Origin of the sequence: Salinigranum sp. (assembly GCF_041641895.1) — an archaeon.
Classification (GTDB): Archaea; Halobacteriota; Halobacteria; order Halobacteriales; family Haloferacaceae; genus Salinigranum.
Genome location: NZ_JBEPXO010000100.1, coordinates 1 through 12,627, shown reverse-complemented (window position 1 = coordinate 12,627; position 12,627 = coordinate 1). Strand labels below are relative to the sequence as shown.

Genomic DNA, 12,627 nt, shown 5'->3' with positions numbered 1-12,627 from the left:
GAGTTAAATCCACGAATCGCAAGCCAGCGAACACCCCCGACACGAATCATAACGAACTCTTCCAGCAATAGAATATAAAGCCCCTGCCGCAGTATGGTGATTGAATTTATAAGTGGACTCGCCGGGATTTGAACCCGGGGCCTCTTCCTTGCGAAGGAAGCGATCTGCCACTGATCTACGAGCCCGCACTCGACGAAAGTCCGGCACGGCACTTGAGCGTTCTGTTTCATCGACGGTCTACGAGTCGCTTCGACGTCGAGGCCGCCACTGCGAACGCCCCCAGACGCATCCGTCGCTCGCTTCGTCCGTCGGTACCACGCCCGCTATGGCGTCGTTAACGACCGTTCGTCGACCAATAACAATGCCTCGCTCCCTCCTCCCAGCATCCGATATGTGTCTCCCGCTCGCCTCTCCGACCGCGCCTCGCGTGTGGCCGTGGTCGCCTCTCTCTGTCTGTCAGACCCGCTCGATTCCTCCCATCCAGTCTCTCGGAGACGACCGCCTCGTCTCGTCGTTCGGAAGCGGTCGTCGCTCACCGCCTCCACCGCCGCGTGGTGACGGCACATGAGCGATCCGACCGAGCTTTCGGCCGAAGAGCGTCGGCGTGTGCTCTACGGAATTGCGACCTTCCGTCCGCTCTTGACAGGACTCATCGTCGTCGGGAGCGTCCTCGCCGCCCTTCTGGAAGGCATCGGGCTCGGCTTCCTGCTCCCCGTGCTCGAAATCGCCGCCGGAGGCGACGTCACGAACTCGAGCGACCAGCGGGTCGCCGCCTTCGCGTCCGTCTACGCCGCCATCGGAGTCGAGATGACGCTCGCGACTGTCGTCGGTGGCGTCGCACTCGTCCTGACGCTCCGACACGCGCTCGGGTTCGTGGTGCAGTGGTCCCGTGACCGACTCCAGATTCTGTACGTCCGCCACCTCCGGAGCGAACTGTTCGCCGCCCTCCTCGACGCCGAGATGTCGTACTTCGACGAGACGGGCTCCGACGAACTCCTGAACGCCGTCATCACCCGCATCGAGCGCGGCGCGAAGGGCATCAAGAACATGGTCGTCGCGCTCCAGCAGGTCCTCCTCGCCGTCGTCTATCTCGGCGTCGCCGTCATCGTCTCGCCACTCCTGGCGGCCGTCGCGCTCGCACTCCTGGGCCTCGTCGCCGTCTTCGTCCGGTACGTCATCGAGCCGGCGTACGGCGTCGGGAGCCGGGTCGCTGACGCCGACCAGCGCGTCCAGTCCGTCCTCGGCGCAGTCCTCCACGGGAACAGCGAGGTGAAGCTGTTCGGCGCGGCGTCAGACCTCTCGGCGGAGTTCGAGGATGCACTCGCCGAACAGGCCGCCGCGAGCGTCCGACTCCGGCGGAACGAGGCGGCCGTCCAGAACCTCTACCGTGCCCTGACCGTCCTCGCCGTCCTGGTCGTTCTCTACGTCGCGCTGGCGTACGTCGGTCTCGGGCTCGGTGCGCTCGGCGTCTTCCTGCTCGCGGTGTTTCGGCTCGCCCCGACGCTCAGTGACCTGACGCACCGGGTGTACAAGCTCGACGGCCAACTCCCGCACCTCGTCCGGACGAACGACCTCGTCGGTGCCGTCGACCGCCGCCGCGAACGTACCGAAGGGGCACCGGTCGCACAGCCGGTCGGTTCGATGGCGTTCGACCACGTCACGTTCGCCTACGACGGGGCTCGCGAACCAGTCCTCAGAGACGTCTCACTGACGGTCGAGCGCGGGGAGTTCGTCGCGCTCGTCGGCGGGTCGGGCGCCGGGAAGTCGACGCTGCTTTCGCTGCTCGCCGGGCTGTACGACCCGACGAGCGGCCACGTCCGCATCGACGGCCGGCCGCTGTCGACGCTCGACACCACCGAGTGGCGGGCGAGACTGGCGGTGGTCGAGCAGCACCCCTACGTGTTCGACGACACGCTCCGACGGAACCTCACCATCGCCGCTCCCGACGCGAGCGACGAGGCGGTCGAACGGGCCGCTCGTGCCGCCCGAGTCACCGAGTTCCTGCCTGCACTCCCCGACGGCTACGAGACCGTCCTCGGTGAGGACGGGGTACAACTCTCCGGCGGGCAGCGCCAGCGGGTCGCGCTCGCGCGAGCGCTGTTGACCGACGCCCGGGTCATCCTCCTCGACGAGGCGACGAGCGAACTCGACGCGACTCTCGAGAGCGACGTCCTCGACGTCATCTCCGACCTCGGCGACGAGTACACCGTCGTCGTCGTCGCGCACCGACTCTCGACCGTTCGACACGCCGACCGTATCTACGTCCTCGACGACGGCGAGGTGGTCGAGAGCGGCCCGCACGACGCGCTCATCTCCCGCTCCGGACAGTACAGTCGGCTGTACGAGGCACAGACCACGAGCGTCAGGCCGACGTAGCGCGACCGCTCACGGTCGGTCTGGACAAGAGAGAACTCGAGAGAGGTGAAGGTGCCTTAGCGCTTCAGTCCTCGAGGACGATCTCGATGGAGACGTCGTTAGGGACCTGGATACGCATCAGCTGCCGCAGCGCGCGTTCGTCGGCGTCGATGTCGATGAGACGCTTGTGGACACGCATCTCCCAGTGCTCCCAGGTGGCGGTCCCTTCCCCGTCCGGGGATTTACGGGTCGGCACTTCCAGCGTCTTCGTCGGCAGCGGGATCGGTCCGCTGAGGTTGACCCCCGTCTTGTTGGCGATTTCGCGGACGTCGCCGCAGATGGAGTCGAGGTCTTCGGGACTCGTGCCGGCGAGTCGGACGCGTGCCTGCTGCATCGGTTATCGCTCGGTTACCTCGAGCACCTTGCCGGCGGCGATGGTCTGACCCATGTCGCGGATGGCGAAGCTGCCGAGTTCGGGGATGTCGCCGGACGGCTCGATGCTGAGGGGCTTCTGGGGACGCACCGTCACCACGGCGGCGTCACCCGACTTGATGAAGTCGGGGTTCTCCTCTGCGACCTCGCCCGTCTTGGGGTTGATCTTCTGGTCGATGGCCTCGATGGTACACGCGACCTGCGCCGTGTGGGCGTGGAAGACCGGCGTGTAGCCGGCGGTGATGACCGAGGGGTGCTGCATGACGACGATCTGCGCCTTGAACGTCTCGGCGACCGTCGGCGGGTCGTCGGCGGGGCCACAGACGTCGCCACGGCGGATGTCGTCCTTGCCGACGCCACGGACGTTGAACCCGACGTTGTCACCGGGGCCGGCCTGGTCGACCTCCTCGTGGTGCATCTCGACCGTCTTCACCTCGCCGCCGACGTCCGACGGCTGGAAGGAGACGTTGTCGCCGGGGTTGAGCGTCCCGGTCTCGATTCGACCGACCGGGACCGTCCCGATACCGGAGATGGTGTAGACGTCCTGGATGGGGAGGCGGAGCGGCGCGTCCGTCGGCGGCTCCGGCTCGGGCAGGTCGTTGAGGGCCTCGAGGAGCGTCGGACCGTCGTACCACGACGTGTTGTCCGACTCCTCGGCGATGTTGTCGCCCTCGAACGCCGAGATGGGGACGAACGTCGCGTCCTCCGAGCGGAAGCGGACCTGCTTGAGGAGCTTCTGGACCTCCTCGCGGACCTCCTTGTAGGTGTCCTCGGAGTAGTCGACGACGTCCATCTTGTTGACCGCGATGATGAGCTCGTTGATCCCGAGCGTCCGGGCCAGGAAGACGTGCTCGCGGGTCTGGGGCGCGACGCCGTCGTCGGCGGCGACGACGAGCACCGCGTTGTCGGCCTGCGAGGCACCCGTGATCATGTTCTTCACGAAGTCACGGTGGCCGGGGCAGTCGACGATGGTGAAGTAGAACTGATCCGTGTCGAACTCCTGGTGGGCGATGTCGATGGTGACGCCACGCTCGCGCTCCTCGGCGAGGTTGTCCATCACGTAGGCGAACTCGAAGCCGCCCTTGCCCTTCTCCTCGGCCTCCTCTCGGTACTGCTCGATGACGTGCTCCGGTACGGAGCCTGTCTCGAACAGGAGGCGGCCGACCAGCGTACTCTTTCCGTGGTCAACGTGGCCGATGATGGCCAGGTTCTGGTGCGGTTTGTCACTCATGGTGAAGTCACGCGCTAAGGCGCTCTGTGGGAAGCTTTTGCCTGTGACCCGTAAAACGATTTCGATACGTCACACGGCCGATTCCGGCGCTGTCAGGCGGTTTGTGCCCCGTCCGCACGCGCCACGGTCGTCCCACTTCGCTCGCCGGCCCGACGGGTACGAGGCCCCGCCGCCTCCCGTCGATTCCAGCGCCGGTCACCCGCTCGGCTCCGTCCCGTAGTATCCGCCGTGGATGGCGTTGACCACACACCCGACGAGGAGGACGACCCCCGCGAAGTAGAGCCAGGTGAGAAAGAGGATGACGGCACCGATGGCACTCCCGGCCGACCGCGACGTCAGGACGACGTACGCCTGAAAGAGCTGCTGGAGCAACATCCACCCGAACGCCGCAACGACGACGCCGGGGAGGACCTCCCGGACCGAGACGTCGGCGTCGGGGAAGACGTAGTACAGCGGCAGGAACACGACGGCCAGGCAACAGACGAGGAGGACCACCGTCCCCCCGGGAACCCGGGCGAGGCCGACGAGCGAGACGGCCGCGGTGACGACCACCACCACCACGAGGGCGACGGGAATCGTGACCAGCGCGACCAGCGCGTCGGCGACCCCGTCGACGAACGAGGGGTCCGCCGCCGTGTCGTATATCTCCTCGAACGCCGTGTTCAGCCCGCGGAACAGGCGGAGCGCCCCCCACAGCAGGGTCACAACTCCCACGACCGACGCGCCGACCGTCCCGGAGACGGCGGCATTGAGGACGTTCTCTCTGAGGAACGCGCTGATGGTCGGCGACAGCGTCGACCGGGTGAGGCGAGCGACGGTCCGCGCGAGCGACTCGCCCCCGACGACGACGAGCGCGAGGAAGCTGAGAGCGACGAAGGGGACGAGCGAGACGAACCCGTAGTAGGCGAGACTGCCTGCCATGAACGACACGTTCTCGTCCCGGACGGCGCCGAACACTGCCCGCGCGAAGGAGACTGGCCCCGCTGCTAGAGGGTTCGAACCCATCGCTGATACCAGCGCCGCCACCCGGTTAACGTTTTTTCGGGGTCGTGGACAGTGTCACCGTTCGGGTCCGGTTCGCGAACAGTGTCACCCTCGGCGACACGTCGGGGACGCTCCCGCGTGACCTCTCCGCTGCCGCGACGCTACCTGTCGAGTCGGGCGACGTCCGCGAGGACGGCCGTCGCCGTTTCCGGGCCGCCCGCGCCACGGCCGCTGACGTTCAACTGTCCCGCGTGTTCGGTCTCGAACTGGACGATGTTCTGGGTACCGGTCACCGCGAGCGCCCCGTGCTGGGGAACGAGTCGCGGCCCGACGCGTACCTGCTCGGGCGTGGCCTCGCCGATGAGGCGGATGGTCCGTCCGTCCTCGGTCGCGAGGTCGAGCGCGCTCCCGGGGATGTGCTTGATTCCCTCCACCTCGGCGTCTGCCAGCGTGTAGGTGTCGCCGCCGCGTGCCTCGCTGAGGACGTTCGCGACGATGACGCACTTCAGCGCCGCGTCGGTCCCCTCGACGTCGAAGGAGGGGTCCGCCTCCGCGACACCCAGGTCCTGTGCCTCCGCGAGGACGTGTTCGTACCCGAGTCCCTCGGCGGCCATCCGCGACAGGACGAAGTTCGCCGTCCCGTTGAGGACGCCGCGGGCCGCAGAGATGTGCCGCGGGCCGTAGTCGGCGACGGTCGAGAGGACGGGCATCGCCCCGCCGACGGTCGCCTCGAACAGGACGTCGCCGGCGCTGTCTTCCTCCGCGGCCCGGAGGTCGGCGTAGCGCTCGGCCACCGGACCCTTGTTCGCGAGCACGACGTGCCGGTCGCGTTCGAGGGCGGCCAGACAGTGCGAGAAGCCCGGGTCGGCGTCGCCGAGCGTCGTCGGCGTCGCCTCGACGAGGACGTCGTAGTCGGCCGCGAGCACGTCGTCGGGGTCGTCGTCGCCGACGACGCCCTCGCGGTTCTTCCGGTCGAGGGCGGCCTCGGCGTCGATGCCCTCGGCGTCGGCGAGTCCCGAGGAGGAGTCCGCGAAGGCGACGACGCGGTGGCCGTACTCCGCTGCGAGTTCGACGACGCTCCCGCCCACGGCGCCTGCGCCGAGGACCGCCAGTCGCAGGCTCATTGCGCCCCCTCCGTCAGCGGTTCGACGACGTGGAGGTCCTTCTCCGCCGCGATGGCGCGGACCGACGCGAGCGCCTCCTCGGCCTGTCCCGGCCTCGTCGCCAGGCGAAGCCGCGCGCTCGACGGTTCGTCGGTGCCCTCCGGGGCCGAGAGCGCAAGGTCCGACAGGGAGGCGGCCGTCGACTCCTCGAGTCGGTGGAGGGTGTCCGAGAGGTCGGTGTCGACGAGGTGTCCGACGAGGAGGATGCTCAGTTCTTCCCCGTACCGCTCGGCACCCGCCTGGATGACGTTGATGCCCTCTCCCCTGAGCGCGTCGACGATGCTCTCGAACCGGTCGGGTGGGCACTCGAGGTCGACCTCGACGGGGATGCGGCCGCGGGGGGTGATGTTCCCGCGCTCGTGGAAAATCGAGAGGAGGTTCCCGCCGTTGTCCGCGATGGGCTTGAGCGCGGCGAGCAACTGCCCCGGCTCGTCGGCAAGTTCCAGGCGGACGGTGTGTGCCTGTGGACGCTCGCCGCCGTCCGTCTCCGCCTCCCGAGAGGGCACGTCCGCTGACTCGTCCGTGGAGTGGCTCACCGTCGCCCACCTCCCCGGTCCCGCAGGAGGGTTCGGTCCCCCCCTGTTGTCCCCGGCAGGGAGCCCGCTGGTCGTCGCTCCGTGCCGATGCGGTTCGGGGAGTACGTGCCCGTTCGCATTGTGGAAGGGTGTTCTGTGTCGCGGTATAAGCCTCCGTCGGTTGTGGACGGTCTCGCCGTCGGTGTCTCGCGCCGTCGTCGCGACGCTGTGAGGGGTCGCGTGTTCGTCCCGGCGCACCGGCCGGTCGGCACCTCGGGAGTCGCAGTCGAGAAGAGAGAGACGAGGGGCCGACGCCGCGTGGCTGGCCCGTCGACGCGTCGGTCGCGCGGTCTATATGTAGTCGACCGACGGCGGCAGTTCGAGCTTCATGCCCTTCCGCTCGCGAATCTCGGTGATCTTCTCCGTCTGGAGGTTGTCCGCGAGGACGCGGAAGCCGGCGTTCTCCGTGTTCCAGGAGGCCCGGCCCTCGGTCGCCGAGCGGATGTCCGAGGAGAAGCCGATCATCTCTTCGACGGGCGCGATGCCCTCGATGACCATGAGGTCACCCTCCTGGTACATGTCGTCGACGCGGCCGCGGCGGCCCTGAATCTCACCGGAGGCGGAGCCCATGTACTCCGAGGGGACGTCGATGCGGACGTCCTGGATGGGTTCGAGCAGCCTCACCTGGCCGTCGATGAGGGCGCGGTGGACGGCCTCCCGAACCGCGGGGATGACCTGCGCCGGACCCCGGTGGATGGTGTCCTCGTGAAGGCGGGCGTCGTGGAGTCGGAGGAGCGCACCCTGGACCGGTTCGCCGGCCAGCGGGCCGTCCTCGAGGGCTTCCTCCATCCCCTCGATGACGAGTTCCATCGTCTCGTTGAGGTGCTGGATACCCTTCGTGTCGTCGATGAGGATGTTCGTCCCGAACATGTGTTCGACGTCCTGGGACGTGTCTTTGTCCATGCCGAGTTCCTGCAGCGCCTCGCGGCGCTCCAGTTCGGGCATGTCCATCGCGACGTCGCCGAGCTTGATGGCGTCGACGATGTCCTCCGAGAGGGGCTCGACGGTGATGTAGAACTTGTTGTGGCGGTTCGGCGAGACGCCCTCGACCTCGCGGGACTCCTGCGTCGGGGCCTCGCGGTAGACGACGATGGGCTCACCGGTGTTGACCGGGATGCCCTGGTTCTTCTGGATACGCTGGGTGATGACCTCGAGGTGGAGTTCACCCTGCCCGGAGATGAGGTGCTCGCCGGTGTCCTCGTTGATCTCCACGCGGATGGTGGGGTCCTCCTTCGCGACCTGCTGGAGCGTCTGGATGAGCTTCGGCAGGTCGTCCATGCGGGTCGCCTCCACGCTCTTGGTGATGACCGGCTCGGAGATGTGTTCGATGGACTCGAACGGCGTCATCTCCACAGAGGAGACAGTAGAACCGGCGATGGCGTCTCGCAGGCCGGTGACGGCCGCGATGTTCCCGGCGGGGACACCACGGTCGAGTTCCTCGCGCTCGCCGCCCATGAACACACCGACGGACTGGACGCGGTTTTTGCCCGCCGTTCCGGAGACGTACAGCTCTTGACCCTTGCGGATGGTGCCGGAGAAGACGCGCCCGGTCGCGATTTCGCCCGCGTGGGGGTCCATCGAGATGTCCGTCGCCATGAAGACGACGTCGCCGTCGTCGTCGACCTCGCGCATCTGTCGGGCGAGTTCGGATTCGTCGTCACCACGCCAGATGGTCGGGATGCGGCGGGGCTGCGCCTCGAGCGGGTTCGGGAAGTGCTCGGCGACCATGTCGAGCACGACGTCCGAGAGCGGCGACTGCTCGTGCAGTTCCTGCCGCTCGTCGTTGCGCTCCATCTCGATGACCTCCGAGAAGCCGACGCCGGTCTCGGCCATCGAGGGTGCGGAGACGCCCCACTTGTACAGGGCGGACCCGAACGCGACGGTGCCGTCCTCGACGGAGACGGTCCAGTCGCGGTCGTCGTAGTCCTGGGTCATGCCGCGGATGAGCTCGTTGACGTCGGCGATGACGTCGAGGAGCCGCTCCTGCATCTCCTTGGGACCCTCCTGGAGCTCGTTGATGAGGCGGTCCACCTTGTTGATGAACAGCGCCGGCTTGACGCCCTCGCGGAGCGCCTGCCGGACGACTGTCTCGGTCTGCGGCATCGCGCCCTCGACGGCGTCGACGACGACGAGCGCACCGTCGACGGCGCGCATCGCCCGCGTCACGTCACCGCCGAAGTCGACGTGGCCCGGGGTGTCGATGAGGTTGATGAGGTGGTTCTGGTCGTTCCACTCGTGGGTCATCGAGACGTTCGCCGCGTCGATGGTGATGCCGCGTTCCTGTTCGTCTTCCTTCGTGTCCATCGCGAGCTGCTGACCGGCCGTCTCGTCGGAGATCATGCCGGCGCCCGCGAGGAGGTTGTCGGAGAGCGTCGTCTTGCCGTGGTCGACGTGCGCAGCGATGGCGATGTTCCGGATCTGCTCCGGTTTGTCCATCAGTTTCTCGCACTCTTGTACGATCTTCTTTCGTCGGCCCATTACAGCCTCCTACCGACAGGAGGGACAAAAGGGTAGTGTTTTGCCGGAGACGAAATCGGGGGTCTGGAGCCACGTTGCGGGCGTGTGCCGGTATTTAGCACGCCACTCGGCGACGGCGGCCGACTGGCCCCGCGACGGCCGCCGGGCGTCCCCCGCACCGCCAGACGGCGGGGCAGAAGAATCATACCTGCCCGGCGCGTGGTACTGACACGCATGGATATCCGGGTACTCGGGTCCAGTCCACCGGACCCCTTTCTGAGTGCGGCCGACCTGTTCGAGACCGAGTTCTCGCTCGACCTCCCCGTCAGAGTCCACGTCCAGACGGACCCCGACGAGCGGACCTGGGCGGGCCACTACCCCGACCACCACGTCCTCAACATCTCACAGCAGGCGGCGACCAGCGCGATGGCGCGCGAACTCGCCCTGCACGAACTCGCCCACATGGCCCGGTACGAGGAAGCGCACCCCTCGCACGTCCAGCAGACCGAGGAGGCGCTCTTCCTCGCGCTCGCCGGTCGGTCGGTCGAGCGCCGGAAACTCGCCCACTGCTACCAGATCGCGAACCACATGAAGGACATCTACGCCGACGACCTCACGCTCTCGGTCGCGCCCGCGGGGAAGCTCGTCTGCTTCTTCGAGTCCCAGCTCGCGGCGGCGTTGTCGGACCGCCCCAGCGCGCCACACCCCGACTCGCGGCGCATCTCTCCCGCAGCCGACCCCGAGATCACTGCCGTGAACGCGGCCTTCGCGCTCGCGCTCTGTGAACGCCACGACCTCCTCGACCCCGGCCACCGCCTCTACGACCTCGCCCACGCCGCCGCCGACGACGCACCACAGGTGAACCTCGAGCGGTTCAAATCGCACTTCGCCTCGCTGGGTCACGACCCAACCGAGAGCGACTACCGCAAGGCGCTCGTCGACGTCACCCGGGAGTACTGCATCCGGAACCAGCAGGCCGCCGACTGAGAGCCCTCACGCGTCGGTCCGCCGCCTCCAGTGGGAGCCAGCGACGCCGCCGATACTGCCCGAGACCGTCCCAGTGACGGCCCCGACGCCGGCGCCGAGTGTTCCCACGGTCCGCACTGCTTCCGCGAGATTCGGCTCCGCCCCGTGCGCCGGCGTCATCCCCAGGAGGAACACCAGTGCGACGAGCCCCAGCACCACGCCGACGACCAGGAGCCCGAGCGCCGCCGCGACACCCCCGAGCACTGCACACCGTCTCCCGTCTCCCCGCTGCAAGCGTCCGGTGGTCGCGCCGCCGCCGGCGCCACACAGCGCCAGCGGGGCCGCGAACAGCCACGTCGGGAGCGTGGGCCCGACGACTGCGGCCGTGGCGAGTCCCACGACCGGGAGCGCGAGGAGTGTCGCGACGCTCAGCACGACGGTGACGACGAGTCCCGCGACGACGCTGGCGACCGTTCTCCACGGCGACATGGTCCGAGGACTCGCGGATGTGACAAAAACCTGCGGACGACGACGTGTCCCCGGAGCCGCGTCGCTCTGGGTGGGAGAGAGACGAGAAGAGAGAACCGCGGACGGAGTCGAGGTGCGCCGCGTTAGCGGGCGGCGGCGGCGACGCGCTCGCGCTCTTCCTTCTGACTGATGGCGTACGACTGCATGTCGTAGTCGGCCGCGCCGATGAGGACGGAGGCGAGCGCCTCGGCGGCGCTCCGTTTCGTCTTGTACGACCCGCGAAGAGTCCCCTCGGCGATGAACTTCAGTGCCTGGTCGACCCGTCGCTGCGGCGCGACGTCGACGGCCTGCGGGACGGAGATGCCGCCGTACTTCAGACGAACGGTCTCCTCGCGGGGTGCGGCGTTCTGGATGGCCGTCACGAGCACCTGCACCGGGTTCTCCTCGGTGCGCTCGTGGACGATGTCGAACGCGTCGCGGACGATGTTCATCGTCTTCTGCTTGTGCCCGGTGTTCTCTTCGGTCTGCATCAGGCGGTTGATGAGCCGCTCGACGATGCTGATCTCCGACTTCTTGAACTGCTTCGAGGCGTGGCGGCCCATCGTGTGGGCGATGGGGGTCACCGCGATGTACCGCTTCGTCGAGGGGTCGGTGTACTCGATTTCGGAGACGTCCCAGACGCCGAACAGCAGGGCGTTCGAACGCGCCTCCTCGCTGTCGGCGGGTGCGTCCGGTTCGGGAGACTCGGACTCGCTCATCTGACTGGCTTCTCCGCGTTCCCGCGTACGAGTTCGATCATCGACACGCCGTTGACCTTCTCGACCTTGTAGTTCACGCCCGAGAGGTCACCCATCGCGCGGCCCTTCGCGCCACCGATGCCCGCGATGGTGACCTCGTCGTGCTCGTCGATGAACGAGATGGCACCGTCGCCGGGACAGAAGGCGGTGACCTGCTTGCCGTTCTTGATGAGCTGGACTCGGACGCACTTTCGGATGGCCGAGTTCGGCTGCTTCGCTTCGATTCCGACCTTCTCGAGGACGATGCCTCGCGCCTGCGGGGCACCCTCGAGCGGGTCCGACTTCTTCCGGAGACCGCGTTCGCGTCGCGCGTACTTCGAGTCGGACCACCGACGCTGCTGGCGGTCCTGCTTGAGTTTGCGCGCGGCGTACTTGCCGTTCGCCATAGTAGCCTCCACTTCCTGATGGAGCTACTTAAGCCTCCTCTTTCGAACCCGGCGAGACGCCCGCAGCGACGCGCATGACCCCCTGAGGAGGAATCTGAGGCCGTTTCGCACGGTCGGAACGACGCCCTCTCTGCGGCCCGCAGGCGACGAACTGCCGCGAGAAATCGTCTCTCAGCTCGCTCCTCCGTCGGCGGCCCCGCCCGTCCGCTCGCGCACATCGACCGCGAGTTCCCCCGAGAGTTCGTGTCCCGACGCTGGTCCCAGCGTGAGCCCCGCCTCGTCGAACTGCCGTTTCACTCGTCGGCGGAAGTCGGATTTGACCTCCACCAGGTTCACGTCCATCGGGTCGGACACCCAGTACTCCGCCTGGAGTGTGGGGGCAGTGCCGCCGAAGGCGACGATGCGCGACGTCGGGGCGGGGTCGTCCAGCACCCGGTCGTCCTCGCGCGCCGTGTCGACGAGGGTCTTCAGCGCCAGCTCGGTGTCGTCGTCGTAGGCGACGTCGAGCTGTTCGGTGATTCGGTATCGCTCTCGTCCGTAGGGCCGGGTGAGCGCGTTCGTCGTCAACTCCGTGTTCGGCACCGTGATGGTCTCGTTGTTCACCGTCCGGATGCGGGTGACGCGGAAGTCGACGGCCTCGATGGTACCCTCGCCGCCGGGCCAGGAGATCCAGTCGCCGACGTTGAAGTCGCGGTCCGCGACGAGGAACAGTCCGGAGACGAGCGACCCGATGACGTCCTGACTCGCCGCGCCGACGACGAGCGAGACGGCGGCGATGACGATAGACGCGTCGGTCAACACGAGATCGGAAGA

General features: G+C 67.7%; 12 protein-coding genes and 1 tRNA gene. 2 read left to right on the top strand and 11 right to left on the bottom strand.

Annotation, left to right across the window (positions count from 1 at the left end):
* Positions 1-113 precede the first annotated feature (113 nt).
* Positions 114-185: transfer RNA gene (locus ACESK5_RS16905), tRNA-Ala, on the bottom strand.
* A gap of 379 nt (positions 186-564) precedes the next feature.
* Here ACESK5_RS16905 and ACESK5_RS16900 point away from each other — a divergent pair.
* Positions 565-2,376 (top strand): ABC transporter ATP-binding protein, encoded by a 1,812-nt coding sequence (locus ACESK5_RS16900; protein ID WP_372912752.1) that lies wholly within the window; start codon positions 565-567, stop codon positions 2,374-2,376.
* 64 nt (positions 2,377-2,440) lie between these two features.
* Here the strand turns inward: ACESK5_RS16900 and rpsJ are convergent, their stop codons facing one another.
* The 6 genes from rpsJ to ACESK5_RS16870 all read right to left on the bottom strand — a co-directional run bounded on the left by rpsJ (position 2,441) and on the right by ACESK5_RS16870 (position 9,218).
* Positions 2,441-2,749, bottom strand: a complete 309-nt coding sequence (gene rpsJ, locus ACESK5_RS16895) for a 30S ribosomal protein S10 (RefSeq protein ID WP_103424097.1) — start codon at positions 2,747-2,749, stop codon at positions 2,441-2,443.
* A gap of 3 nt (positions 2,750-2,752) precedes the next feature.
* Positions 2,753-4,018: a translation elongation factor EF-1 subunit alpha gene (tuf, locus tag ACESK5_RS16890; RefSeq protein WP_372912751.1), complete on the bottom strand. Its 1,266-nt coding sequence runs from the start codon at positions 4,016-4,018 to the stop codon at positions 2,753-2,755.
* Between the two features lie 195 nt (positions 4,019-4,213).
* Positions 4,214-5,023, bottom strand: coding sequence for a YihY/virulence factor BrkB family protein (locus ACESK5_RS16885; protein ID WP_372912750.1), 810 nt, complete (start codon positions 5,021-5,023; stop codon positions 4,214-4,216).
* 140 nt (positions 5,024-5,163) lie between these two features.
* Positions 5,164-6,126 (bottom strand): homoserine dehydrogenase, encoded by a 963-nt coding sequence (locus ACESK5_RS16880; protein WP_372912749.1) that lies wholly within the window; start codon positions 6,124-6,126, stop codon positions 5,164-5,166.
* Positions 6,123-6,701: an amino acid-binding protein gene (locus tag ACESK5_RS16875; RefSeq protein ID WP_372912748.1), complete on the bottom strand. Its 579-nt coding sequence runs from the start codon at positions 6,699-6,701 to the stop codon at positions 6,123-6,125. The genes ACESK5_RS16880 and ACESK5_RS16875 overlap by 4 nt, the downstream gene beginning before the upstream one ends.
* A 330-nt stretch (positions 6,702-7,031) precedes the next feature.
* A complete protein-coding gene (locus ACESK5_RS16870) occupies positions 7,032-9,218 on the bottom strand; it encodes an elongation factor EF-2 (protein ID WP_372912747.1) in 2,187 nt (728 codons plus the stop codon).
* Between the two features lie 213 nt (positions 9,219-9,431).
* Here ACESK5_RS16870 and ACESK5_RS16865 point away from each other — a divergent pair, with 213 nt between their 5' ends.
* On the top strand, positions 9,432-10,184 hold the full coding sequence (locus tag ACESK5_RS16865) for a DUF5781 family protein (protein ID WP_372912746.1): 753 nt from the start codon (positions 9,432-9,434) through the stop codon (positions 10,182-10,184).
* Positions 10,185-10,190: 6 nt separating this feature from the next.
* Here ACESK5_RS16865 and ACESK5_RS16860 read toward each other — a convergent pair whose 3' ends face one another.
* From ACESK5_RS16860 to ACESK5_RS16845, 4 genes are all read right to left on the bottom strand, one after another.
* A complete protein-coding gene (locus ACESK5_RS16860) occupies positions 10,191-10,652 on the bottom strand; it encodes a hypothetical protein (RefSeq protein ID WP_372912745.1) in 462 nt (153 codons plus the stop codon).
* Positions 10,653-10,774: 122 nt separating this feature from the next.
* On the bottom strand, positions 10,775-11,389 hold the full coding sequence (locus ACESK5_RS16855; protein WP_372912744.1) for a 30S ribosomal protein S7: 615 nt from the start codon (positions 11,387-11,389) through the stop codon (positions 10,775-10,777).
* Entirely contained in the window at positions 11,386-11,814 is a 429-nt protein-coding gene (locus ACESK5_RS16850; RefSeq protein ID WP_103424116.1) for a 30S ribosomal protein S12, read from the bottom strand. The genes ACESK5_RS16855 and ACESK5_RS16850 overlap by 4 nt, the downstream gene beginning before the upstream one ends.
* Before the next feature lie 171 nt (positions 11,815-11,985).
* On the bottom strand, positions 11,986-12,627 hold a 642-nt coding region (locus ACESK5_RS16845), incomplete at its 5' end, for a mechanosensitive ion channel family protein (protein ID WP_372912743.1).